This is a genomic window from Streptomyces lucensis JCM 4490 (genome assembly GCF_014650035.1).
GTDB classification, from domain to species: domain Bacteria; phylum Actinomycetota; class Actinomycetes; order Streptomycetales; family Streptomycetaceae; genus Streptomyces; species Streptomyces lucensis.
This window is the reverse complement of record NZ_BMUE01000003.1, coordinates 459,984-484,725: the sequence shown is the minus strand read 5'-3', so window position 1 is coordinate 484,725 and position 24,742 is coordinate 459,984. Positions and strand designations below refer to the sequence as shown.

Genomic DNA, 24,742 nt, shown 5'->3' with positions numbered 1-24,742 from the left:
GCCGGGCAGGGCGGCACCGATGACCCAGAATCCGGCCGGCGGTCCGCGGGGCCCGGGAAGTCAGTGGTACGACGGCGAGGCCGGGCCCCTGGTCCGCCCGTACGCCATGACGGGCGGCCGCACCCAGCCGGGCCCCACCGGCGTGCGCTTCGACCTGATCGCGCTCGTCACCCTCGACCCCGGCGGACCGGAGCCCGACGACACCGCGTTCGGCCCCGAACACCGGACCCTGGTCGAGCTGTGCCGCACCGAGACGCAGTCCGTCGCCGAACTCGCCGCGGAAGCCGACCTGCCCGTCGGCGTGGTCCGGGTGCTCCTCGGGGACCTCCTGGAACTCGGCTGCGTGGCCGTCAGCCGCCCCGTGCCCCCGGCGCACCTGCCCGACGAACGGATCCTGCGCGAGGTCATCGACGGACTGCGGGCCCTGTAGATGAACGATCGGACACACACATCGTGCACCCCGCCGCTTCCCGGAGCGGACGCGGTGCGCAACGGACCGGGCGCGAGTCGCCGAACCGACCTCACGAGAGAAGTGATCATGGTCACCGAGTACTCCGGCACCGGCGGCGACACCTCCGCGCTGGCGCTGAAGATACTGGTCGCCGGCGGATTCGGGGTCGGCAAGACGACCCTGGTCGGGGCCGTCAGCGAGATCCGGCCGCTGCGCACCGAGGAACTGCTCAGCGAAGCCGGACGACTGGTGGACGACACCGACGGCGTGGACCGGAAGGTCACCACGACCGTCGCCATGGACTTCGGGCGCATCACCATCCGCTCGGGCCTGTCCCTGTACCTCTTCGGCACACCGGGACAGGACCGCTTCTGGTTCCTGTGGGACGAGTTGTCGCAGGGCGCGCTGGGAGCCGTGGTCCTCGCGGACACCCGGCGCCTGGAGGACTGCTTCCCCGCCGTCGACTACTTCGAGCACCGGCGCATCCCGTTCGTGGTGGCCGTCAACTGCTTCACGGGCGCCCGCGCCTACGGCGCCGGCGACGTCTCGCGGGCCCTCGACCTCGACGACGGCACACCGGTGGTCCTGTGCGACGCGCGTGACCGCGACTCCGGCAAGGAGGTGCTGATCCGGCTCGTCGAGTACGCCGGGCGGATGTACACCGCCCGGCTGCTGGACACGGTCGGCTGACCGGGCACTCAGGCCGCCAGGTCCTTGACGGCCACCACTTTGCCGATGCGGACGCGGACGACCAGCTCACCCGGGACGCCGTTGCGGGCGCCGTACTCCTCGGCGCGGTCCTCGCCCATGTACCGGGCGGCGATCCGGGTGGCCCACAGACGGACCTCGTCCAGGTCCTCCGACAGTCGGGCGCGACCGTTCAGCACCACGAAGTGGAACGGCGGCCGGTCGTCGTCCACGCACAGCGAGGCCCGCCCGTCACGGGCCAGATTGCGCCCCTTCACGGTGTCCGCGCCGGTGTTGAAGACCAGGTCGTCCCCGTCCAGCAGGAACCAGATCGGGGCCACATGGGGGCTGCCATCGGCGCGAACGGTGGACAGCTTGCCGGTGCGGGTGCCCTCCGAGACGAAGGCCCGCCATTCCTCGTCGAAGGCCCGCCATTCCTCGTCGGTCATCTTCTCTGCCATGAGCCCATCCTCCTTGCCCGGACGCCGGTGGTGGGGAAGGCTGGCGGGGAGTTCCTCCAGCCAGGGGGAGACGTCGCACGGGGAGACAGACATGGCGCAGAACCAGGGACTCGGGTGGCTCCTGGACGACCTGACCGAGCGGGTGGACCATGTGCGGCACGCGCTGGTCCTGTCGAACGACGGGCTGGTCACGGGGGCGAGTACGGGCCTGCGGCGCGAGGACGCCGAACACCTGGCCGCCGTGGCGTCCGGCTTGCACAGCCTGGCCAAGGGCTCGGGACGTCACTTCCGGGCCGGCGGGGTACGCCAGACGATGATCGAGTACGACGACGCCGTGCTGTTCGTTACCGCGGCCGGCACCGGCAGCTGTCTGTGCGTGCTCAGCGGTGCGGAGGCCGACATCGGCCAGATCGCCTACGAGATGACCCTGCTCGTGAACCGCGTCGGCGAGCACCTCGGAGTCGACGCGAGGCACCCCGGGCGCACGGCCGACCCAGAACTCTGATCCGCGGCTTACCCGCTCTCGCGGAGTTATCCACAGGCTCGCCACGGGATGTGGCCTTCCGGCTACGGTGTGTGCACGGCGAGCGCACCGGGCGTGAGCCACCGACTCCACGGGGGAGTACGACCATGCCGGCAAGCACCTTCGGTCCGCCCGCCACCTGCGCCCTCGGCCGTGCCGCCAGGGAACTGGGCCTCAGTCGGGACGAGTTCGACCTCGCCGTGCAGCTCGGCCGCATCCGGACCGTGCCCGGCGGGAGCGGAGGAGCGGGCAGGCGGGTGGAGCGCGCGGAGATCGACCGCCTCCGAGCGCAGGACGGCTTTCCCGAAGCCCTGCAGGAACAGGTGCGGGTCGTGGGCACCGCGCAGGGCGCGGCGCTCATGGGGATTCCGGCCGGCCGGTTCACCCGGCTCGCGCGCCTGGGCCTGCTCGCGCCCGTCGCGTTCCACCTCAACCGCTATCGCACGGTGGTCTGGCTCTACATGGCGCGGGAACTGCGGGACTTCACATCGGACGCCGAGAACGCCCGACTGCTCAAGGGGCGCACACCCGAGACCCTGCGCGGCCTGCTGGAGGCGGGGGTGGATCTGCGCGCCCGCAACTGGCGCGGGCGCCGGCTCGGCTTCCTGCTCCGGCGGGCCGGCGACCCGTGGGCGCGGGCCGGAGCCGTCGCCGCCTTCCTGGCACCGGTCGAGGTCGCCGACATCGTCAGGGACCCGAACGAACGAGCCTGCCTCAACCGTGCTCTGCCCGCGCCACCCGCTCACGGGGTTCCCGGGTCACCCGCAGCCCACCTCGCCGAGCGCCTGATGACCGCACAGGACACGGACGAGATCGAATGGCTGCGCAGCGAGCTGACCCGCGCGATCGAGGAGGCCCGTGCCCTGCCGCCCGCCCGGCGTCCTGCCGGTCGCGGCGCCGGGCCGGGGGCGCGCCGGACGGCACGTCCGGTCGCGCCGATGGCACGCACGGTCACGCGAACTCCGGAGCTCATGGCCCGGGCCTGCGAACCGGGCGGAGAACCCGCACTCCGGGCATCCGAGCGGTGCGGGGACGGCCCGGCGGTGCGACCGCCCTCGCCGTCCGCGGCGCGGGACCGGCGCCCCGGACAGGGCCCGCACCGCCGGGCCCGAGGTCTGCGCGGCTGGCTGCGGCGGAGAGAGCCGCGGCCCGTGCGGGCCTGACCAAAGCTGCGCGGCACTTCCGCCCCACCGCTACAGAGGGCGGAACAGGCCCTCCTGGACGACCGAGACGAGCAGACGCCCCCGCAGGTCGTAGATGCGTCCGCGGGCCAGGCCGCGCCCGCCCGTGGCGATCGGCGACTCCTGGTCGTACAGGAACCACTCGTCCGCGCGGAACGGCCGGTGGAACCACATGGCGTGGTCCAGCGAGGCCATGTCGAAGTTCCGCCTGCCCCACAGCGGCTCGACCGGAATGCGGACCGCGTCCAGCAAAGTCATGTCACTGGCGTAGGTCAGCGCGCAGGTGTGGACCAGCGGGTCGTCGCCGAGCGGTCCGACCGCGCGCATCCACACGGCGCTGCGCGGCTGGGCGCCCTCGATCTCCTCGGCGTTCCAGCGCAGCCGGTCGACGTAGCGGATGTCGAAGGGCTGACGGCGCGCCATCCGTTCCCACTGCTCCGGCAGGGAGCCCAGATGCTTGCGGATCTCGTCCGTCACCGTCGGCAGCGACTCCGGGTCCGGCACCTCGCGGGCGGGCGGCAGCTGGTGCTCGAACGGTCCTTCCTCGGGCTTGTGAAAGGAGGCGGTCAGATTGAAGATCGTGCGGCCCTGCTGCACGGCGGTGACCCGTCGTGTCGTGAAAGCCCGCCCGTCCCTGACCCGTTCCACCTGGTACACGATCGGCACGCCGGGACGGCCCGGGCGCAGGAAGTACGCGTGCAGCGAGTGCACCGGACGGTCGCCGTCCGTCGTGCGGCCGGCGGCGACCAGCGCCTGGCCCGCCACCTGCCCGCCGAAGACGCGCTGCAGGGACTCCTGCGGGCTTCGCCCACGGAATATGTTGACCTCGATCTGCTCCAGGTCGAGCAGGTCGACCAGGCTCTCGGCCGGGCTGGTCATCGGTGCGTCTCCCTCCGGCTCACAACTGGCCGACGCCGGTGACGCGGACGACGGCGCGTCCCTCGGCGTCCGAGGCCGCGAGGTCGATCTCGGCGCTGATGCCCCAGTCGTGGTCGCCGTTCGGGTCGTCGAAGATCTGGCGGACGCGCCACAGACCGTTCTCGGGCTCCTCGTTGATGACCAGCAGCTTGGGGCCGCGGGCGTCGGGCCCGGTGCCCAGGTCGTCGTACTCGTCCCAGTACCCGTCCATCGCCTCGCCCCAGGCGTCGGCGTCCCAGCCGGACTCGGCGTCCATCCCGCCCAGTTCCTCGACCTGGTCCAGTGCCGCCAGTTCCACCCGGCGGAACATGGCGTTGCGGACCAGCACCCGGAAGGCGCGCGCGTTGGTGGTGACCGGCTTGACCTCGTCGGCCTTCTCCCGGGCCTCCTCGGCGGTCATCTCCTCCGGGTTGGCGAGCTGCTCCCACTCGTCGAGGAGGCTGGAGTCCACCTGGCGGACCATCTCGCCGAGCCACTCGATCAGGTCCTGCAGGTCCTCGGACTTCAGATCGTCGGGGATGGTGTGGTCGAGGGTCTTGTAGGCGCTGGCGAGGTAGCGCAGCACGATGCCCTCGGTACGGGCCAGCTCGTAGAAGGAGACCAGCTCGGTGAAGGACAGCGCCCGTTCGTACATGTCCCGGATGACCGACTTCGGCGACAGCGGGTGGTCGCCGACCCACGGGTGGCTCTTGCGGTAGGTGTTGTACGCGTGGAAGAGCAGTTCCTCGAGCGGTTTCGGGTACGTGACGTCCTGGAGGCGCTCCATGCGCTCCTCGTACTCCACGCCGTCCGCCTTCATGGCGGCCACGGCCTCGCCCCGTGCCTTGTTCTGCTGGGCGACGAGGATCTGCCGCGGGTCGTCGAGGGTGGACTCGACGACGGACACCATGTCGAGGGCGTAGGAAGGCGACTCGGGGTCGAGGAGTTCGAACGCGGCGAGCGCGAACGTGGAAAGCGGCTGGTTGAGCGCGAAGTCCTGCTGCAGGTCCACGGTGAGCCGTACGATGCGGCCCTCGGCGTCCGGCTGGTCGAGCTTCTCCACGATGCCGCCGTCCAGCAGGGAACGGTAGATCGCGATCGCCCGTCGGATGTGCCGCAGTTGCTGCTTGCGCGGCTCGTGGTTGTCCTCCAGCAGATGGCGCATCGCCTCGAAGGCGTTGCCCGGCCGGGCGATCACCGACAGCAGCATCGTGTGCGTCACCCGGAACCGCGAGGTCAGCGGTTCCGGCTCCGACTCGATCAGCTTCTGGAAGGTGTTGTCCGTCCAGCCGACGAAGCCCTCCGGCGCCTTCTTGCGCACCACCTTGCGGCGCTTCTTGGGATCGTCGCCGGCCTTGGCGAGGGCCTTCTCGTTCTCGATGACGTGCTCGGGCGCCTGCGCCACCACCAGCCCCGCCGTGTCGAAGCCCGCCCGGCCGGCGCGGCCCGCGATCTGGTGGAACTCCCGGGCGCGCAGCGTGCGCACACGGCTGCCGTCGTACTTGGTCAGTGCCGTGAACAGCACCGTCCGGATGGGTACGTTGACGCCCACACCGAGGGTGTCGGTACCGCAGATGACCTTCAGCAGACCCGCCTGGGCGAGCTTCTCCACCAGGCGCCGGTACTTCGGCAGCATGCCGGCGTGGTGCACGCCGATGCCGTGCCGCACGTAACGGGAGAGGTTGCGGCCGAACTTCGTGGTGAAGCGGAAGTTGCCGATGAGCTCCGCGATCTGGTCCTTCTCCTCGCGCGTGCACATGTTGATGCTCATCAGCGCCTGCGCCCGCTCCACGGCCTGCGCCTGCGTGAAGTGCACGATGTAGACGGGTGCCTGCTTGCTGGTCAGCAGGTCGGTGAGCGTCTCGGTGAGCGGGGTGAGCTGGTACTCGTAGGAGAGCGGCACCGGGCGGGTCGCGGAGCGGACCACGGAGGTGGGACGGCCGGTGCGGCGGGTCAGGTCCTTCTCGAAGAAGGACACGTCGCCCAAAGTGGCCGACATGAGGATGAACTGCGCCTGGGGGAGTTCCAGCAGCGGGATCTGCCAGGCCCAGCCGCGGTCGCCCTCCGCGTAGAAGTGGAACTCGTCCATGACGACCTGGCCGACGTCCGCGTCCCTGCCGTCGCGCAGCGCGATGGAGGCCAGCACCTCGGCGGTGCAGCAGATGACGGGCGCGTCGGCGTTCACGGAGGCGTCACCGGTGAGCATGCCGACGTTCTCGGTGCCGAAGAGCTTGCACAGCTCGAAGAACTTCTCCGACACCAGCGCCTTGATAGGGGCCGTGTAGAAGGTGACCTCGTCCCTGGCCAGCGCGGCGAAGTGCGCACCCGCGGCGATCATGCTCTTTCCGGAGCCGGTGGGTGTCGAGACGATCACGTTCGCCCCGGAGACCACCTCGATCAGCGCCTCCTCCTGATGGGGGTAGAGCGTGAGACCGCGCTCCTGTGCCCACGACTCGAAGGCTTCGTACAGGGCGTCGGGGTCGGCGGTCGGCGGCAGCTGATCGATGAGGGTCACGCACCCATCTTGCCTGGCCTTCCCCCGCAGAGGGGAATCGGCTGCGGGTGCGAAGATCACGACCGTTACGCTGTGTCGCCGGCGCGGCGTCGGCGCACCGGGTCAACTGGACAGCGGCACACGAGGAATGGGGCGGGAAGCGGTCATGATGGGACCAGCACACTCACTGTCGGGGGCCGCGGCCTGGCTCGGCGTAGGAGCGGCCGCCGCCGCGGCCGGGCACCCGATGCCCTGGCCCGTCCTCCTGTGCGGGGCCCTGATCTGTGCCGGCGCCGCCCTCGCCCCGGACCTGGACCACAAGGCGGCCACCATCTCCCGGGCCTTCGGGCCGGTCTCCCGCTGGATCTGCGAGATCGTCGACAAGCTGTCGTACGCCGTCTACAAGTCGACCAGGAAGCAGGGGGACCCGCGTCGCTCCGGAGGCCACCGCACGCTGACGCACACCTGGCTGTGGGCGGTGCTGATCGGCGCCGGCTCGTCCGCGGCGGCGATCACGGGCGGCCGCTGGGCGGTGCTGGCGATCCTCTTCGTGCACATGGTGCTGGCGATCGAGGGCCTCCTGTGGCGGGCGGCGCGCGGCTCCAGCAGCGACGTCCTGGTCTGGCTGCTGGCGGCGACCAGCGCCTGGATCCTCGCGGGGGTGCTGGACGAACCGGGCAACGGGGCGGACTGGCTGTTCACCGCGCCCGGACAGGAGTACCTCTGGCTGGGGCTGCCGATCGTGCTGGGTGCGCTGGTCCACGACATCGGGGACGCGCTGACCGTGTCCGGCTGCCCGATCCTGTGGCCGATCCCGGTGGGCCGCAAGCGCTGGTACCCCATCGGACCGCCGAAGGCACTGCGGTTCCGCGCGGGCAGCTGGGTCGAGCTGAAGGTGCTGATGCCCGCCTTCATGCTCCTCGGGGGAGTGGGCTGCGCGGCCGCCCTCAACGTGATCTGACCCTCCGGCCCGTTCGGGGCAGCGGTCCGCGTCAGGTCGTCCCGCCCGGCTGCGCCCCGCCGCCGTACCGGCGCTCGAAGCGGGCGATGCGGCCCTCGGTGTCCACCGCGCGGGCCCTGCCCGTGTAGAAGGGATGGCTCTCGGAGGAGATCTCCACGTCGATCACCGGGTAGCTCCGGCCGTCGTCCCACTCGATGGTCTGTTCGCTTCGTGCCGTGGACCGGGTCAGGAAGGCGTAGCCGGCGGCTCGGTCACGGAAAACCACCGGGTGGTAGTCGGGATGCTCGTCCTGCCGCATGGCGGCTCCTCGTGCCGGGCCCCGGGGCCGGGGGCGGATGGGTCAGCCGGGGAGGGAGTCCTCGTCGACGATGTGCATCGCGGCCTCCTCGGCGGAGGCGGCGGCGCCGTCGATGCCGACGTCGGTGGCTACGAGGGCGGCCTCGTCGTCCTCGTGCGTTCCCTCGTCGGGCGCCACCAGGCGGCCGGAACGCAGGTTGCCGACCTCGTTGTCGAGGACCTCGCCGTCGGTGCCGTCGCAGTCACCGATGCCGTCGCCGTCGGGCGGGGAGAGGTCGGGCTGCTCCTCGGCGAGCCGCTGGTCGAGGGTCTCGCCCGTCTGCCGTTCGGCCGCCGTCACACCGTCGTGCTCGACCGCCCAAGGCCGCTCGGGAGGGGACCAGCCGCGGTCGAGGGGGTCCGCCACGCCGTCGAAGTCCAGTGTGTCCTCGACGTCGAGCACCCCCGAGTCCTCCGCGATCTCCGAGGGATCGGGCTGGTAGACGTCGTCCCCCCAACCGTCGGGGCTGTCCACGAGTACCTCCAAGTGGTGAGGACGGCGGCGTGCCGCCGGAACGGGCCACGGGCCGTCGGCACGCCCGGCACGGGTACGCGACGCGAACCATGTGGTTCCCGGACATTTCCCGCACCGGTGCCGTTCTCCAGACTTCCACTCCGGCTCGGGACCGCGCAACGGCACGAGGCCCGGCCCGCCGGGTGCCCGAGCCGGGCACTGTCCATGCGGCGTGATCCCGCCTGTCGTGCCGCCGGCCCCGGCGGCCTGTCCCGCGGCGCGTCCTCACCCGTGCCAGGACCGCCACAGCGCCGCGTACGCTCCGTCCGCCGCCACCAGCTCGTCGTGACTGCCCAGCTCGCTGATGCGGCCGTTCTCCACGACGGCGATCACGTCGGCGTCGTGGGCGGTGTGCAGGCGGTGGGCGATGGCCACCACGGTGCGGCCGTCCAGCACGCGGGACAGGGAGCGCTCCAGATGGCGGGCCGCGCGCGGGTCCAGCAGGGACGTCGCCTCGTCCAGGACCAGCGTGTGCGGATCGGCCAGCACCAGCCGGGCCAGTGCGATCTGCTGGGCCTGCGCCGGGGTCAGCGCGAGACCGCCGGAGCCGACCTCCGTGTCCAGACCGTCGTCCAGCGCCCGTGCCCATCCGTCCGCGCCGACCGCGCGCAGCGCCGCCCACAGCTCGGCGTCATGGCCGCCGACGGGGGCGTCCGCTCCGGAGCCGGGCCGGGAGCGGGGGAGCGCGAGCAGCAGGTTGTCGCGCAGGGAACCCACGAACACGTGGTGTTCCTGATTGACCAGCGCGACGTGCGAGCGGACGCGTTCGGCCGGCATCCGGGACAGCTCGGCCCCGCCCAGGGTGATCCGGCCGTCCCGGGGCGCGTAGATCCCGGCGAGCAGCCTGCCCAGGGTGGACTTGCCCGCGCCCGACGGGCCCACCAGGGCCAGCCGGGTGCCCGGCGCGACCTTCAGGGAGACCTCCCGCAACACGTCGACGCCCTCGCGGTAGCCGAAGCGCACCCGGTCGGCGCGCACGTCCCGCCCGGCCGGGGACGCCGACCCGTCCCCGGCCTCCGGCTCCACGTCCCGCACCCCCACCAGGCGCGCCAGCGACACCTGGGCCACCTGCACCTCGTCGTACCAGCGCAGGATCAGGTTGAGCGGGTCGACGAGCATCTGTGCGATGAGAGCGCCCGTGGTCAGCTGCCCCACGCCGATCCAGCCCCGCAGGACGAACACACCGCCGACCATCAGCACCGAGCCGAGCACCAGGACGTGCACTGCGTTGATCACCGGGAAGAGCACCGACCGCAACCACAGGGTGTAGCGTTCCCAGGCCGTCCACTCCTTGATCCGCCGCTCCGACAGCGCGATGCGGCGGGCACCGAGGCGGTGCGCCTCGACGGTGCGGCCCGCGTCCACGGTCTCGGCGAGCGCGGCCGCGACGGCCGCGTACCCGGCGGCCTCGGAGCGGTAGCCCGAGGGCGCGCGCTTGAAGTACCACCGGCACCCGGCCACGAGCACCGGCACGGCGAGCAGGACGGCGGCCGCCAGCGGCGGGGCCGTCACGACGAGCCCGCCGAGCAGCAGCAGCGCCCACACGACGCCGATGGCCAGCTGGGGCACGGCCTCGCGCATGGCGTTGGCCAGGCGGTCGACGTCGGTGGTGATGCGGGAGAGCAGGTCGCCGGTGCCCGCCCGCTCCAGCACGCCCGGCGGCAGTCCGACCGACCGGACGAGGAAGTCCTCGCGCAGGTCGGCCAGCATCCGCTCGCCGAGCACCGCGCCGCGCAGCCGCACCTGACCGACGAACGCGGCCTGAACGGCCAGCGCGAGCACGAACAGCCCCGCCGCGGCGCCGAGATGAAGGTCCCGGGCTCCGTCCGACACCCGCTCGACCAGGCCGCCGAGCAGATACGGGCCGGCCATGGAGGCCAGCACCGCCACCGCGTTGACGGTGATCAGCAGCAGGAAGGCGCGGCGGTGCCGGCGGAAGAGCTCGGCCACGTAGGCACGCACGGTCGTGGCCGCGGCGACGGGCAGGGTGGTGGCGGCCGTCGGGGCCGCCGGGTCGTAGGCCGGTGGCGTGACGCCGATCATGCGCTCTCCTCGATCTCTCGCGGTTCCGTCGAAGCGCCCACGAGGGCGTCCTGGCCGGGCAGGCCCACGTCCGCGCCGGCCGCCTCCGTCTCCTCGGGCTCCCGTGTCACCACGGCCCGGTACCGCGGTTCGCAGGCGAGCAGTTCGCGGTGCACCCCGGTCGCCAGGACCTCGCCCTCGTGGACCAGGGCGACCCGGTCGGCGCGGTCCAGCAGGAGCGGAGAGGAGGTGAACACCACCGTCGTCCGCCCCGATCGCAGCCTGCGCAGCCCGTCCGCGATCCGTGTCTCGGTGTGCGAGTCGACCGCGGAGGCCGGTTCGTCCAGCACCAGCACCTCGGGGTCGGCGATCAGGGATCTCGCCAGCGCGAGCCGCTGGCGCTGGCCGCCGGACAGGGAGCGGCCGCGCTCGGTGACGCGGGCGTCCATCGGGTCGGCGGCGTCCACCGACCCCTGGACGAGCGCGTCCAGGACGTGCTGGCACTGCGCCGCCGCCAGCGCGTCCGCCGGCCGTACGGCACCGGAGGCCGGCACGTCGAGCAGTTCGCGCAGGGTCCCGGAGAGCAGCACCGGGTCCTTGTCCTGTACGAGGACCGCGGTCCGGGCGCTGTCCAGCGGGAGTTCGTCCAGCGGCACTCCGCCGAGCAGCACCGAGCCGCCGGGTTCGGCGGGATGGCCGCCCAGCCGCTCCGCGAGCCTGCCCGCCGCGTCCGGGTCTCCGCAGACCACGGCGGTGAGCAGGCCGGCCGGGGCGAGCAGACCGGTACCGGGGTCGTACAGGTCGCCGCCCGGCGCTTCGGCCGGCCGGCTGCCGCCGGTGGCCGTCGGCCGCTCCAGCGAGAGCACGCGCGCGGCCCGTTTGGCCGAGGGGCGCGAGAAGGAGTACGCCATGGCGATCTCCTGGAAGTGCTGCAGCGGATAGTGGAGGATCATGACCGCGCTGTAGACGGTCACGAGTTCGCCGACCGTGATCCGTCCCTGGCGGGCCAGGCCGATGCCGTGCCAGACGACCGTGATCAGCAGCAGCCCGGGCAGCAGCACCTGAAGGACGGCGATCAGCGACCACATCCGGGCGCTGCGCACCGCGGCGTGCCGTACCTCCTGCGAGGCCCGGCGGTAGCGGTCGAGGAACAGTTCCTCGCCACCGATGCCGCGCAGTACGCGCAGCCCGGCGACCGTGTCCGACGCGAGTTCGGTGGCCCGGCCCGCCTTCTCGCGCTGCACGTCGGCGCGGCGGGTCGCCCGGGGCAGCAGCGGCAGCGCCGCGAGCGCGACCACGGGCAGTCCGACGGCGACGAGCACACCCAGCGCGGGCTGGTAGACGACGAGGCCGGCACAGACCGCGACGGCCGTCAGCGCCGCCGCGCCGAACCGGGAGAGCGCCTCCACGAACCAGCCGATCTTCTCCACGTCACCGGTGGAGACGGCCACCACCTCGCCGGCCGCGACCCGCCGCGTCAGCGCCGAACCCAGGTGGACGGCCTTGCGCGCGAGCAGTTGCTGGACGCGGGCGGCGGCGGTGATCCAGTTGGTGACGGCCGACCGGTGCAGGAAGGTGTCGCCGACGGCGACACCCGTCCCGCACAGCAGCATCAGACCACCCGTCAGGGCGAGCCGGGTGCCGGAGCGGTCGACGACCGCCTGGACGGCCAGTCCCACGCAGAAGGGCAGGGCCGCGACGGAGACGAAGTGCAGCAGGCCCCAGACGAGCGCCTTGAGCTGTCCGCCCGCCTGGTTGCGCCACAGCCACCACAGCAGGCGTGGACCCGAACGCGCGTCGGGGACGCCCGGATCGGAATACGGAAGGTCTTGAATCTGCATGACGCCCCAGTGGCTCGTGTCAGGGGAAGGAGAAAGCGGCACTCAGGGATGAGCGGTGACAAGCCGTGAAAGGTTCGCGTCGGACAGTCGTGGATTTCAAACCATTTTCTCCGGCGGGCCACGGGGTGCGCCGGCTTCCGGACAGGGGGCCCGTCACAGCCCACGGGCGTGCGATGTCACCATGGACCGGTGCATATCAACAGCGTGCGGCGTGCAACGGTCGCGGTGGCGGCCCTCGGAACCCTCTTCGCGACCCTCACCGCCTGCGGCGGACATGCTCGCAGCGACGGCGCGCCCGGATCCGGCGGCCGCGGCGGGCAGGGCCGGACGGCGTCCCCGACGCCCACGGCCGACCCGACCCGGATCCCGGGCGTCGGCGACCGCCTCCAGCGCCGGATACCCGCCGGCTCCCGCCAGGTGGTGGCCGTCTACGGCAAGGGCAGGAACTCGGCCGACTCCACGGTGGTGCTGTACACCCGGCGAGGTGACGCGTGGCATCCGGTGCGCAGCTGGGCCGCCCACAACGGGCGCAAGGGCTGGACCACCGACCACCACGAGGGCGACAAACGCAGCCCCGTGGGCGTGTTCACCCTCTCCGACGCGGGCGGGGTGCTCCCCGATCCGGGGGCCAAGCTGCCGTACGACCACAACGAGGCCGCCTACACCCCACCGGCCGAGTGGGACGCGGATCACCAGCACGACTTCGACTACATCATCGCCATCGACTACAACCGCGTCCCCGGCACCCCGCCGGGCAACGCCACCCGCCCCCAGGGCCAGGCCAAGGGCGGCAGCATCTGGCTGCACATGGACCACAAGAGCGGCACCTCGGCCTGCGTCAGCGTCCCGAAGAACGCCATGCGGTACCTGCTGCGCACTCTCGACCCGGCGGACCACCCGGTCGTGGTGATGGGAGACCGGGCGGACCTGTCCGCCTAGCCGGCGTGCTGCGCCGCGGTGTCAGCGGCCGGCCGGACGGTCCTTGGGCGTCTTCGGCGGTCCCGCCGCGGCGGGGGTGTCGCCCACCACGTCCACGTCACTCGCCCGGACGTAGGCGAGCCGGTGGCCGAACTGGATCTCGTAGTAACCCTGATGACCCTTCACCACCGGGTGGGGGGAGGCGACGAAGGATCCCCGGGGGACGTAGGAACTCTCGACGCGGGCCTGCGTGACGTACCGCTGGCCGGCCGCGAGGCGGTAGGGAAGCGGCGACTCGGGCTGCTCCTCCACGTCCTCGGGGTAGGCGTCCTCCTCCGGGAGGGCGCGTCCGTACACCGGGACCTCGTCCAGGCCGTCCTTCGGCGTCACCATCCGGCCGGCCGCGCCGACGGCCGTCGGGTGCTTGGCCGGGTTCCTGAACCACGCCTTGTTGCCCTGGTACCAGATCGCCGTCCACTCGCCACTGCGCCCGGCGACGGCGAAGGTCTGGCCGGCGGAGACACGGGAGCCCAGGTCGTTGACGTCCTCCGTGGAGTCGTCGCCGTCCGGCCTGCGGCCCGGGTCCTGGATCAGCGGGGCGCCGTCGTTCGGCGCCGTGTGCAGACGGACGGCGCTGGAGCCGTGCGGCGGACACGGCACACCGCTCTTGGGGCACCCGGTGAATCGCGGTTCGTGGGTGGCGTAGTCCGGCAGGATCGTCACCATGGCGCTGTCCGGTCCGGCGGTGGCACGCAGGGGCGCGCCCAGGAGGTCGAAGTAGTGCCGCCAGTCCCAGAAGGGGCCGGGGTCGTCGTGCATGTCGGGAATGCTGTCGGCGGTCGGCGCCGGCACGTTGTCATGACCGAAGATGTGCTGCCGGTCGAGGGGGATGTCGTACTTGTCGGCCAGGTAGCGCACCAGGCGGGCCGATGACCGGTACATCTGCTCCGTGAACCAGGTGCCGGGCTGGGTCAGGAACCCCTCGTGCTCGATGCCGATGGAGCGGGCGTTCAGGAACTGGCTGCCCGAGTGCCAGGCTTCGTCCTTGGTCCTGATGTGCTGGGTGATGTGACCGTCGCTGGAGCGGATCGAGTAGTGCCACGACGCCTCCGTAGGATCCTGCACCGTCTTGAACATGTTCGGCAGGATCGCCTCGGTGTCGTGGATGACGATGTAGTCGATCTTCTGGTCCCTCGGCCGGTCGGCCAGGTCGTGGTTGCCGTACCCGCCCTCGTCGTCGATCTCCTCGTACGGCGCGCTGAGCCAGTCGCAGGACAGCTCCGCGGGACACTCGACCTCCTTGGGCCGTTTGGGTCCCTGCGACCGGGCGACGTGGGGGCGTACGCCGGGGCTGGCGGAGAGACGGACGTCCTGTCCCTCTGCGGTGGTGCGGTGCGCTCCCCTGCGGATGACGGCGAAGACGTCGTTCGCGTACGTCACGGCTGACGTGAGGTCACGGGTGCCGGGGTAGCGCTTCACCGTCTCCCACCAGTCCGCCGGGTCGTCGCTGAGGGGCTTGCCGAGCTGTCGTTGCGTGGCCGCCAGGATCGCCGCGCCACCGCGTACGTTGGCGACCGGGTCCGTCCGCAGGCGTCCGGCCGGGACCTCGATCAGACGGGCGGCGCGTTCGAGGTCCGCCGGCTGCACGGCATGTCCGCCCGGGCCGGCCGCATCCGTGGCGGGCGTGTCACCCGCGCCCGCCGGGGGCGGTGAGCCCGCGCCCGCCCGTGCCCTCGGGCCCGCCGCCGCGGCCGGGGGCCGGAGCCGGGCGGTGTCCACCAGGTGCATCGGGCCGTACCCGCCGGCGACGCTGGGCGCGCCGGGATGGGCGTCCCAGCGCGACTGCACGTAGGACACGCCCATCACCACACTGCGCGGCACGTGGTACTCGCGTGCGGCGTCCTCGAAGGCTTCCTGCAGCCGCCGGTCCTGGGCCCCGTCGTCGCCGGACACCTGGATGAGCAGCAAGGGCGTCAGCACCGCCGCCGAGGCGATGACGCAGGCGGTCCGGCGGTACCCGCGAAGGGCGTTGGGAACACGTGGGGCGGCCGGTCTTCTCATTGCACGGTTCTCCAGACATGTTCGTCACCACCAGGACAGGGAAGTTGTCCTGCACGCCACCCCTGGTACGTTTCCGTGCCTGCCGCGCCACGTCGCGCCAAGCGTCACCGGGGTGGCCGAGCGGCCGGGCAGAGGCCACTCGGTCGGCGGCGTACGGCTCAGTCCTCGACCGGATCGGCCTGCCAGTCGGGGTGACCCGGCATGGGCGGGGTGTGCGGCCCGTACAGCCAGGGGGTCAGGAAGGGTGCCAGGTCCTCGCCCGCGATCCGGGAGGCGAGTGCGACGAACTCCGGGGTGCCGGCCGCCCGGCCCCGGTAGCGCGTCACCCAGGACCGCTCGATCCGGCCGAAGGTCTCCTCGCCGACCTTCTCCCGCAGGGCGAACAGCACCAGTGCGGAGCCGTCGTAGCGCATCACCTTGAACAGCGTCGGCGCGGTCGGCTCGGCGGGCGCCCCGTCGTCGTGACGCCACTGGTCGTGCTGCTCGTACGCGGCCCGCATCGTCTCCTCCAGGTCCGGGCCGCCGTGCTCGGCGGAGTACAGGCGCTCGTAGAAGCGGGCGTGACCCTCGCTCAGCCACAGGTCGGACCAGCGCCGGATGGCGACGCTGTCGCCCGTCCAGTGGTGGGCCAGCTCATGGACGAGATTGCGTTCGGCGTCGACGCGGTCGCCCAGCAGATCGTCCCTCGGCACTACGGACAGTGACTGCGTCTCCAGTGCCACCGGCAGGTCGGTGTCCCCGACCAGCACGCCGTAACGGCGGAACGGGTAGGGGCCGAGCCGCCGTTCCAGCCAGGCGAGGTGCTGCGCGGTGAGCGATCGGTACGCCTCGGTGCCGCCGACCAGGCCGTCCGGGACCACGTCCCTGAGCGGCAGCCCGTGCGGGCCGGTGCCTTCGACGAACGTGAACTCGCCGATCGCCATCTGGACGAGTTGCCCCGCGATCGGCTCCTCGGAGTCGTAGGTCCACCTGACGCGACGGCCGGGTCGCCGTTCGGTGCCCACGAGCCGGCCGTTGGCCACGGCGCTCACCCCGTCGGGGGTGGTGATGCGGAAGGTGACCGGTGCGCGCAGACTCGGGTGGTCGTTCGCCGGAAAGATCATTTTCGCGCCGTCGGGCTGCGCGCAGACCATGGTGCCGTCCGGGGTCGGCATCCAGCCGTAGTCCTGGATGGCGTCGTCGCGGTGGCGCCGCTGCGTCGGGTCGGCGGTGTAGGTGACGTGCACGGTGAACGCGCGGCCGCGCGGGATCGGCCTCGGGGGAGTGACGACGAGTTCGTCGCCGTCGCGTACGGCGGTGGCCGGCGCGCCGTCGACCGTGACCGTGCGCAGCGTGTTGCCGGCGAAGTCGAGGTCGAAGCGGGACAGGGACTGGGTGGCGGTGGCGCGGACGGTGGCAGCGGCGGCGAAGGGCGTCCGCGGTGCCTGCCAGTCGAAGTCGAGGGTGTAGCGGCGGACCGTGTAGCCGCCGTTGCCGGAGAGCGGCATCAGGGGGTCGCCGATGCCGGGCGCGCCGGGGGAGGGGGCCGGGCCCTGCGAGACCGCGGAACCGTGAGCGGGTGAGCGGCGGGCCGTGTGCGGCAGCCCGCCGGTGAGGACCACGGCGCCCGTGACCGCGGACGCGATGGCCAGCGCGAGGGCCCCGATGGCCGTGATCTTCATGATCGCACTATGCCAGTATTATGTGCTTATAGAGATAAATGATGTGGCAGTGTCTCCCGCTCGTGCGCCCGTACGGGGCAATGCGGCCGGTCTGATCATTGCGGCAGGGGGACCGGTCGCCGTAGAACACCGACCATGAGTAGACGGATCGTCATGTCCATGCTCGCCGGAGCGACCCTCCTCGTGAGCACGTTCTTCGGCACCGGAACGGCTGTCGCCCAGGCGGCCGACGTCCCCGCCGAGTTCGGCACCGACTGGCACGACCCGGTGACCGCGCAACCGCCAGTCGAACGACCGCACACCAGGTCGTGCCGGGTCACCCTCGCCGACGTGCAGTTCCGCGACTTCACCCCCTACCAGGGCGCGTACACCCCACCGAAGGGCTGCGGCGACCACTGGAGCAAGGTCGTCCTGCGCCTCGACGGCGAGGTGAAGGGCCGTCAGTACGACCGGCTCGGGTACCTCCACCTCGGCGGGGTCGAGATCCTGCGCACCTCCACCCCCGAGCCCTCGCCCGACGGCATCGAGTGGCACGTGGAGAAGGACGTCACGCGCTACAGCGACACCTTCCGCAGCGCACAGGACGTCGAGATGCTCATCGGCAACGTCGTGGACGACACCTACACCGGGGTCATCGACGTACACGTCACGCTGACCTTCTACGCGGGCCGCCCCGGGACTCCCGCGCCCGACCGTGTCCTCACCCTCGCCGACACACCCGAGGGCACGACCCTCACCACCCCGCGCAACAGCGAGCGCGTCCTCGCCGAGGTGTACGCGACCGGATCGGGCGGTGGCTGCGAGGAGTTCTGGTACCTGACCGCGCCCGACCCGGCGTCCTACTCCTGCAAGGCGGACCACGGCCCCTACCGGGAGGTGCAGATCAAGGTCGACGGCCGGCTCGCCGGAATCGCGGCACCGTATCCGAACGTGTGGACCGGCGGCTGGTCCAACCCCTTCCTCTGGTACGTGCTCCCCGCCCCGCACGCCTTCGACGTCCGACCCCTCACCTATGACCTCACCCCCTTCGCCGGCCTGCTCAACGACGGCCGCCCGCACCGCGTCGAGGTCTCGGTCGTGGGTGTGCCCGCGGGACGGCCGGGGTGGAGCACGCCCGTGAACGTGCTGGTCTGGCGGGACGCCCACCGCGCCCACGTCACCGGGGCGCTCACGGGTGCCACGGCGACGGACATCACCAACTCCTCCACCTACACGCCCGGTCCGCTCAACCGCGTCGGCACCGAGGCCCGGCACCGGCTGACCGTCTCCGGTCACCTCGACACCTCGCACGGCCGTGTGACCACCACCGTCACCCGGACGCTCGCCAACACCTCCGCGCACCGCTGGACCGGCGGGGAGGCCATGGACGGCCTCGACGCGACCTGGAGCGACGACGAGACGGTCACCGTCGACGGACACGGCCCCGCGCGCACGACGCACACGCGCCGGACGTACACCATGAACGGCGCCACGACCATCGGCCCGGACAACCGGCTGCGCACCGCGCTGACCCTCCGCGACCGGGCCTCGGTCACGGAGCTGCGGGACGGACGGCGGACCACGTGGGCGCGGCTCGACGACACCTACGACGGCGACGCCGGATACGCGATCGACGTCCCGCGCGACCAGCGGCACGCGGTGGGCACGTCGACCGAACGCTACCGGCTGTACGGCTCCGTCGGCTGCTACGACCGTTCGCTGACCACCGTGCAGGGCGTCCTGACGGAGGACCGGAGCCGCTGCTGACGCACCGTCCGGCGTGTGCGGCCCCGCTCCCGCCCTGCCGGGACCGGGGCCGCACCGCTGTCAGCAGGGCTTGGCGGTGTCCCCGTCGATCAGTGTGTCCAGCAGCACGCCGAGCACCTGGCGCTCCTTCTCGGTCAGCGGCGCGAGTATCTCCTCGGCGGCCGAGCGGCGTGCGCCGCGCAGCTCGCGCAGGGTGGCGCGCCCGTCGTCCGTCAGCTCGATCCGGGTCACGCGCCGGTTCGCCGGATCGGGCGTCCGCCGGACCTTCCCGTTCGCTTCCAGCCCGTCGACCAGCGTCGTCACCGCACGCGGCACCACTTCGAGGCGTTCGGCGAGGTCGGCCATGCGAGGGGGCGAGCCGTAGTGCGCGAGCGTGCGCAGCAGCCGGGACTGGGCCGGGGTGACGCCCAGTTCGCGCCGCTCCAGATGGCGCTTCTGGATGCGGTGCACCCGGCGGGTCAGCCGCAGCAGCTGCTCGGCGAGCAGGCTGTCGGAATCCGGGGTGGTCATGCGGGAACAATATCAGGATGCCGTTCATTGTGAGTATAGGTAACAATGAGCTACGATCCGTCGCGTCATCGCCGGCCTCCGTCGGCCGGCGCCCGTTCACCCCCGTAGGAGCCCATGCACCCCGACCGAGAACCCTCCTGGACCCCGCCCGCCGGTGCCGCGGAACAGCCCCGGCAGGTGCGCCGCATCCTGAGACTCTTCCGCCCCTACCGCGGGCGGCTCGCGATCGTCGGCCTGCTGGTCGGCGCCTCCTCGCTCGTCTCGGTGGCCACACCGTTCCTGCTCAGGGAGACGCTCGACGTCGCGCTCCCCCAGGGGCGTACCGGCCTGCTGAGCCTGCTCGCCCTGGGCATGATCCTCAGTGCCGTCCTGGCCGGCGTCTTCGGCGTGCTGCAGACGCTGATCTCGACCACCGTCGGCCAGCGCGTCATGCACGACCTGCGCACCGCCGTCTACGGCCGCCTCCAGCGCATGTCGCTCGCCTTCTTCACCCGCACCCGCACCGGCGAGGTGCAGTCCCGCATCGCCAACGACATCGGCGGGATGCAGGCCACCGTCACCTCCACCGCCACCTCCCTGGTGTCCAACGCCACCAGTGTGATCGCCACGATCGTCGCGATGGTCGCCCTCGACTGGCGGCTCACCGTCGTCTCGCTGCTCCTGCTGCCGGTGTTCGTGTGGATCAGCCGCCGCGTCGGCAACGAACGCAAGAAGATCACCACGCAGCGGCAGAAGCAGATGGCGGCGATGGCCGCCACCGTCACCGAGTCGCTCTCCGTCAGCGGCATCCTGCTCGGCCGCACCATGGGCCGCTCCGACTCGCTCACCGCGTCCTTCGCCGAGGAGTCCGAGCGCCTGGTCGACCTGGAGGTCAGGGCGAACATGGCCGGGCGCTGGCGCATGGCCGTGATCACGATCGTGATGGCCGCGATGCCCGCCGTCATCTACTGGACCGCGGGCCTGGCCCTTCAGCTCGGCGGACCCGAGGTCTCCCTCGGCACCATCGTCGCCTTCGTCTCGCTCCAGCAGGGCCTGTTCCGCCCGGCCGTCAGCCTGCTCGCGACGGGCGTCCAGATCCAGACCTCGCTCGCGCTCTTCCAGCGCATCTTCGAGTACCTGGACCTGCCCGTCGACATCACCGAACGCGCGGACCCCGTCCGGCTCGACCGGGTGAAGGGCGAACTCCGCTTCGAGAACGTCGAGTTCCGCTACGATGCGGGCGACGCCTCGGTCCGCCCGGTCCTCGACGGCATCGACGTCGCCGTCCCCGCGGGGGGCAGCCTCGCCGTCGTCGGCCCGACCGGCGCCGGCAAGTCCACGCTCGGCTGTCTGGTGCCCCGCCTGTACGACGTGACCGGCGGCCGGGTCACCCTGGACGGTGTCGACGTCCGCGACCTCGACTTCGACACCCTCGCCCGCGCGGTCGGCGTCGTCTCGCAGGAGACGTACCTCTTCCACGCCTCCGTGGCCGACAACCTCCGTTTCGCCAAGCCGGACGCCACCGACGAGGAACTGCGCGCGGCAGCGCGGGCCGCGCAGATCCACGACCACATCGCCGCACTGCCCGACGGCTACGACACGGTCGTCGGCGAGCGCGGCCACCGCTTCTCCGGGGGCGAGAAGCAGCGCCTCGCCATAGCCCGCACCATTCTGCGCGACCCGCCGGTCCTGATCCTCGACGAGGCGACCAGCGCGCTCGACACCCGCACGGAAGCGGCCGTCCAGAAGGCCATCGACGCGCTGTCGGCCGACCGTACGACAGTGACCATCGCCCACCGCCTGTCCACCGTCCGCGGTGCCGACCAGATCGTGGTGCTGGACTCCGGGAGGGTCGCCGAACGCGGCACGCACGAGGAGCTGCTGGAGCGGGACGGGCGGTACGCGGCCCTGGTGCGCAGGGACGCTCAACTGGAACCGGCGAGCTGACGCAGCGACAGACAAACTGAACATATGCCGGGTTTGAGCGGATATGCGTATTAACGTGCCCGCATGCAGACGAACACTCCGCCACGGAGCACGATCCGACTGACACGCCGGGGGAGACTCGCCCTCGTCGTGGCCGGCGCCGTCGTCGCCGGCACCGCCGTGGCGGTGCCGCTGCTGACGCTGGGCAAAGGTGGCCACCCCCGTCACCACCAGGAGCCCAAGCCCGCCGCGCTGGTCGTCCCGGAGGGATGGCGGGCGAGCCAGGTGTACGACGCGATCGACAAGGCCCTGAAACTGCCCCCGGGCAGCACCCGCAAGTCCATCGGCAAGGCCGGTCTGAAACTGCCGGGCGAGGCCGAGGGCAACCCCGAGGGCTATCTCTTCCCGGCGACGTATCCGCTGCCGAAGGGGACGACGCCCCAGTCCCTGCTGCGGACGATGGTCGACGCCGCCGACAAGAAGTTCAACGCGGCGCCGGTCGCGGCCGGAGCGCAGCACGACGCGATGAATCTCCACCAGGCCGTCACCATCGCCAGCATCATCCAGGCCGAGACCTCGGCGAAGGCCGACATGGGCAAGGTCGCCCGGGTCATCCTCAACCGGCTGCAGCGCGGGATGCCGCTGCAGATGGACTCGACCCTCAACTACGCGCTGAACCGCACCTCCCTGACCAGCGAGGACGTCACCCGCATCGACAGCCCGTACAACTCCTACCAGCGCATGGGCCTGCCGCCGACGCCGATCGGCAACCCGGGCGCGGAGGCCATGCGCGCCGCGCTCAACCCGCCGGCGGGCGACTGGCTGTACTTCGTCACGGTCAAGCCGGGCGACACCCGTTTCACCGCCGACTACGCGACGCACATGCGCAACGTGGCCGAGTTCACCGCACTCCACCAGGGCGCGGCGCAGCGGACCCCGAGCCCGCAGCAGTCCCCGGCCGTCCCACAGCAGCCTCCTGCCACCCCGCAGCAACAGCCGGCCTCCCCCTGGCAGCCCCCGGCCTCCCCGCAGCCGTCGGTCCGCTGAGCTTGCGGGACGTCACGCGGCGGCCGGCTGTTCCCCGGCCAGCAGCCGCCCGATGTCCCGGACGGCCGCCCGCCCGGCCCGGTTCGCGCCGATGGTGCTGGCCGAGGGGCCGTAGCCGACGAGGTGCACCCGCGGATCGGCCACCGCACGAGTGCCCTGGACACGGATGCCGCCGCCCGGCTCGCGCAGCCGCAGCGGAGCGAGGTGGCCCAGTGCGGCCCGGAAACCGGTCGCCCACAGGATCACGTCGGCGTCGACGCACCGGCCGTCGTCCCACTCCACGCCGTCCGGCGTGATCCGGTCGAACATCGGCCGCCGGTCCAGGACCCCGTCCGCCAGGCCCTGCCGCACGGCGCCGTCGAGGGGAAGCCCGGTGACCGAGACCACACTGCGCGGCGGCAGACCCCGGCGTACCCGCTCCTCCACCAGCGCGACCGCGGCACGGCCCGCCTCCTGGTCGAACGGTCCCTCGCGGAACACCGGAGGCCGCCGGGTCACCCAGGTGGTCGCGGCAGCGTACGGGGCGAGCTCCAGCAGGTGCTGGGTGCCCGAGGCGCCACCGCCCACGACCACCACCCGCAGCCCGGCGAACTCCTCGGGCCCGGCGTACCGGACGGTGTGCAACTGCCGTCCGCGGAACGTCTCCTGGCCCGCCAGGCGCGGCCAGAAGGGCCGGTCCCAGGTGCCGGTCGCGTTGATCAGCGCCCGCGCCGACCAGACTCCGTCCGGGGTCTCCACGAGCAGCCGCCCGTCCTCACCGGCCCGCACCGCCCGCACCTCCACGGGGCGCCGCACCCGCAGGCCGAAGGCGCGCTCGTACCGATCGAAGTACGCGCCGATCACCTCGGCCGACGGCCGCGCCGGGTCGGCGTCCGTCAGTTCCATACCGGGCAGCGCGTGCATGCCGTGCACCCTGCCGTACGTCAGTGAGCGCCACCGGAACTGCCAGGCCCCGCCGGGCGCCGGGGACCGGTCCAGCACGACGAAGTCACGGTCCGGCTCGAAACCGGTGCGCCGCAGGTGATAGGCGCCGGCCAGGCCCGCCTGACCGGCGCCGATGACGACGACCTCGACCTCGCGCGTTGCGTTCACGCCCCTTCCAACAGGGAGCCACGCGGGGATCTTCCCGCAGCGCGGCCGTGGCCCATGGGCCAGGATGGGGGCATGTCAGATGCCTTCACCACCCGAATGCTGAACGTCTCCACCGGCTCCCGGGAGCGCGTCGTCGACCTCACCGAGGACTGCGAGGACTTCCTGCGCGAGGCGGCGGCCGGCCGCGACGGCCTGCTCAACATCTTCGTCCCGCACGCCACCGCCGGCATCGCGGTCATCGAGACGGGCGCCGGCAGCGACGACGACCTCCTCGCCGCCCTGCACACCCTGCTCCCGGCCGACGACCGCTGGCAGCATCGCCACGGCAGCCCCGGCCACGGCCGCGACCACGTCCTGCCGGCCATCGTCCCGCCGCACGCGACCCTCCCCGTGATCGGCGGACGCCTGGAACTGGGCACGTGGCAGTCCGTGTGCCTGGTGGACACCAACAAGGACAATGCCGACCGCCGCGTACGGCTGAGCTTCCTCGGCTGAACGGAACCTTCCGGGTCTCTCCGTTCGCATCTCCGAACCTCGCGGGCGCGGTCCGGGCGAAGGCCGGGCCATCCTCGGTCGTGGGGTTCCCCGCGGGGGCACGGCACCGTTTCGCTGGAGGTGTGCGGCGACACGGCGACACGGGGGTGAGGGCGATGGACGTCACTGGCGCGGGTGCGCCGATCGTGGCGGTCGTCGGGGTGGTGGGGACCCTGCTGTCGGCCCTGCTCACCCAGCGCGCGGCCGAGCGCAGCCGGCGGCGTGAGCAGGAGCGGGCCGAGCGCGCCCGGGCCAGGGCGCGGGAAACCGAGGAGCGGCGGACCTGTTACGTCGCTCTCAACACCGCCTCGCGGCAGTACCTCGCGGCCCTCACGGACCTGTCGCACGCCCTGATCCGCGCGGAGGATCCGCGCGCGGAGCGGCGACGCCTCACCGAGGCCCGGGACCTGCACCGGGACGTGTACGCGGAGGCGCAGATGCGGCTGCCCGACCCCGTGCTCGCCCTGGCCGGCGAGGTCGCCCACGCCCTCGGCACCGTCTACGGACGGCTCCGGCGCCTGGACGACGGAGCCCCCCGCCCTGGCGACTCGCTCGACGCAGCCCAGGGGGAGATCGACGTGCTGTGGGAACGGCTCCGGGAACTGCGGCGCGGCATGCGGGCGGACCTCGGAGCCTCGGAGGCGTCCGTAGTGGCCCATACGGCTCCGCCCCGTCTGGGGCCGTCCCGTCCGGATCCGCCCCGCACCGATTCGCCGCGCGCCGACCCGCCCCGCGCCGACCCGCACCGATCCCGCGCCGATCCGGGCGCATCCCGGGCGAGTTCCGGGTGCTGACCGGGCACCGGCCGGACAAGCCGGGCGTTCGGGCATCGTCGTGCCGGACATCTCGTCATCATGGAGCACGGCGGACGGCAGCTGTCCTCGGGACGCGTGAGGAGTA

22 protein-coding genes are annotated in these 24,742 nt (G+C 72.3%); 11 read left to right on the top strand and 11 right to left on the bottom strand.

What is annotated here, in order from left to right:
- Positions 1-19 precede the first annotated feature (19 nt).
- Complete coding sequence (locus IE177_RS10080; RefSeq protein WP_190014852.1) at positions 20-430, top strand: DUF742 domain-containing protein; 411 nt, start codon at positions 20-22, stop codon at positions 428-430.
- A 108-nt stretch (positions 431-538) separates the two neighbouring features.
- Entirely contained in the window at positions 539-1,141 is a 603-nt protein-coding gene (locus tag IE177_RS10075) for a GTP-binding protein (protein WP_190014851.1), read from the top strand.
- An 8-nt stretch (positions 1,142-1,149) separates the two neighbouring features.
- Here the strand turns inward: IE177_RS10075 and IE177_RS10070 are convergent, their stop codons facing one another.
- Positions 1,150-1,599: a PPOX class F420-dependent oxidoreductase gene (locus IE177_RS10070; protein ID WP_190014850.1), complete on the bottom strand. Its 450-nt coding sequence runs from the start codon at positions 1,597-1,599 to the stop codon at positions 1,150-1,152.
- 91 nt (positions 1,600-1,690) lie between these two features.
- Here IE177_RS10070 and IE177_RS10065 point away from each other — a divergent pair, with 91 nt between their 5' ends.
- Together IE177_RS10065 and IE177_RS10060 are read left to right on the top strand one after the other, a co-directional pair.
- Positions 1,691-2,104 carry a roadblock/LC7 domain-containing protein gene (locus IE177_RS10065; RefSeq protein ID WP_190014849.1) on the top strand — a complete coding sequence of 138 codons (414 nt, stop codon included), beginning with the start codon at positions 1,691-1,693 and terminating at the stop codon, positions 2,102-2,104.
- A gap of 125 nt (positions 2,105-2,229) precedes the next feature.
- Positions 2,230-3,285 carry a DUF6397 family protein gene (locus IE177_RS10060; protein WP_229815978.1) on the top strand — a complete coding sequence of 352 codons (1,056 nt, stop codon included), beginning with the start codon at positions 2,230-2,232 and terminating at the stop codon, positions 3,283-3,285.
- Positions 3,286-3,315: 30 nt separating this feature from the next.
- Here IE177_RS10060 and IE177_RS10055 read toward each other — a convergent pair whose 3' ends face one another.
- Both IE177_RS10055 and IE177_RS10050 read right to left on the bottom strand, forming a co-directional pair.
- Positions 3,316-4,182, bottom strand: coding sequence for an acyl-CoA thioesterase (locus IE177_RS10055; protein ID WP_190014848.1), 867 nt, complete (start codon positions 4,180-4,182; stop codon positions 3,316-3,318).
- Between the two features lie 19 nt (positions 4,183-4,201).
- On the bottom strand, positions 4,202-6,715 hold the full coding sequence (locus IE177_RS10050; protein ID WP_190014847.1) for a DEAD/DEAH box helicase: 2,514 nt from the start codon (positions 6,713-6,715) through the stop codon (positions 4,202-4,204).
- 145 nt (positions 6,716-6,860) lie between these two features.
- Here IE177_RS10050 and IE177_RS10045 point away from each other — a divergent pair, with 145 nt between their 5' ends.
- Entirely contained in the window at positions 6,861-7,655 is a 795-nt protein-coding gene (locus IE177_RS10045; RefSeq protein ID WP_190014846.1) for a metal-dependent hydrolase, read from the top strand.
- A 31-nt stretch (positions 7,656-7,686) separates the two neighbouring features.
- Here IE177_RS10045 and IE177_RS10040 read toward each other — a convergent pair whose 3' ends face one another.
- From IE177_RS10040 to IE177_RS10025, 4 genes are all read right to left on the bottom strand, one after another.
- Positions 7,687-7,953, bottom strand: coding sequence for a type B 50S ribosomal protein L31 (locus IE177_RS10040; RefSeq protein ID WP_190014845.1), 267 nt, complete (start codon positions 7,951-7,953; stop codon positions 7,687-7,689).
- 42 nt (positions 7,954-7,995) lie between these two features.
- Positions 7,996-8,466 (bottom strand): DUF5709 domain-containing protein, encoded by a 471-nt coding sequence (locus tag IE177_RS10035; protein ID WP_190014844.1) that lies wholly within the window; start codon positions 8,464-8,466, stop codon positions 7,996-7,998.
- Positions 8,467-8,730: 264 nt separating this feature from the next.
- Positions 8,731-10,548 carry an ABC transporter ATP-binding protein gene (locus tag IE177_RS10030; protein ID WP_190014843.1) on the bottom strand — a complete coding sequence of 606 codons (1,818 nt, stop codon included), beginning with the start codon at positions 10,546-10,548 and terminating at the stop codon, positions 8,731-8,733.
- Complete coding sequence (locus IE177_RS10025) at positions 10,545-12,368, bottom strand: ABC transporter ATP-binding protein (RefSeq protein ID WP_190014842.1); 1,824 nt, start codon at positions 12,366-12,368, stop codon at positions 10,545-10,547. The genes IE177_RS10030 and IE177_RS10025 overlap by 4 nt, the downstream gene beginning before the upstream one ends.
- Positions 12,369-12,557: 189 nt before the next feature.
- On the opposite strand from IE177_RS10025, the gene IE177_RS10020 reads away from it, so the two are divergent.
- Entirely contained in the window at positions 12,558-13,307 is a 750-nt protein-coding gene (locus IE177_RS10020) for a L,D-transpeptidase family protein (RefSeq protein WP_373305058.1), read from the top strand.
- Positions 13,308-13,328: 21 nt separating this feature from the next.
- On the opposite strand, the gene IE177_RS10015 is transcribed toward IE177_RS10020, so the two are convergent.
- Both IE177_RS10015 and IE177_RS10010 read right to left on the bottom strand, forming a co-directional pair.
- Complete coding sequence (locus IE177_RS10015) at positions 13,329-15,347, bottom strand: N-acetylmuramoyl-L-alanine amidase (RefSeq protein ID WP_190014841.1); 2,019 nt, start codon at positions 15,345-15,347, stop codon at positions 13,329-13,331.
- A 158-nt stretch (positions 15,348-15,505) separates the two neighbouring features.
- Positions 15,506-17,008, bottom strand: coding sequence for a M1 family metallopeptidase (locus IE177_RS10010; protein ID WP_229815977.1), 1,503 nt, complete (start codon positions 17,006-17,008; stop codon positions 15,506-15,508).
- A gap of 135 nt (positions 17,009-17,143) precedes the next feature.
- Here IE177_RS10010 and IE177_RS10005 point away from each other — a divergent pair, with 135 nt between their 5' ends.
- Positions 17,144-18,754: a peptide-N4-asparagine amidase gene (locus IE177_RS10005; protein WP_229815976.1), complete on the top strand. Its 1,611-nt coding sequence runs from the start codon at positions 17,144-17,146 to the stop codon at positions 18,752-18,754.
- Positions 18,755-18,814: 60 nt separating this feature from the next.
- Here the strand turns inward: IE177_RS10005 and IE177_RS10000 are convergent, their stop codons facing one another.
- Positions 18,815-19,264, bottom strand: coding sequence for a MarR family winged helix-turn-helix transcriptional regulator (locus IE177_RS10000; protein WP_190014840.1), 450 nt, complete (start codon positions 19,262-19,264; stop codon positions 18,815-18,817).
- Between the two features lie 114 nt (positions 19,265-19,378).
- Here IE177_RS10000 and IE177_RS09995 point away from each other — a divergent pair, with 114 nt between their 5' ends.
- Both IE177_RS09995 and mltG read left to right on the top strand, forming a co-directional pair.
- Entirely contained in the window at positions 19,379-21,190 is a 1,812-nt protein-coding gene (locus IE177_RS09995) for an ABC transporter ATP-binding protein (protein WP_190014839.1), read from the top strand.
- Positions 21,191-21,253: 63 nt separating this feature from the next.
- Positions 21,254-22,216 carry an endolytic transglycosylase MltG gene (gene mltG / locus IE177_RS09990; RefSeq protein WP_190014838.1) on the top strand — a complete coding sequence of 321 codons (963 nt, stop codon included), beginning with the start codon at positions 21,254-21,256 and terminating at the stop codon, positions 22,214-22,216.
- 12 nt (positions 22,217-22,228) lie between these two features.
- Here mltG and IE177_RS09985 read toward each other — a convergent pair whose 3' ends face one another.
- Positions 22,229-23,308, bottom strand: a complete 1,080-nt coding sequence (locus IE177_RS09985) for an NAD(P)-binding domain-containing protein (RefSeq protein ID WP_190014837.1) — start codon at positions 23,306-23,308, stop codon at positions 22,229-22,231.
- A gap of 72 nt (positions 23,309-23,380) precedes the next feature.
- Between IE177_RS09985 and IE177_RS09980 the strand changes: the two genes are divergently transcribed.
- Both IE177_RS09980 and IE177_RS09975 read left to right on the top strand, forming a co-directional pair.
- Entirely contained in the window at positions 23,381-23,803 is a 423-nt protein-coding gene (locus IE177_RS09980; protein WP_190014836.1) for a secondary thiamine-phosphate synthase enzyme YjbQ, read from the top strand.
- Between the two features lie 155 nt (positions 23,804-23,958).
- The gene (locus IE177_RS09975) at positions 23,959-24,636 is read left to right on the top strand and encodes a hypothetical protein (protein ID WP_229815975.1); all 678 of its coding nucleotides are present in this window, start codon (positions 23,959-23,961) and stop codon (positions 24,634-24,636) included.
- The last annotated feature ends 106 nt before the right edge of the window (positions 24,637-24,742 follow it).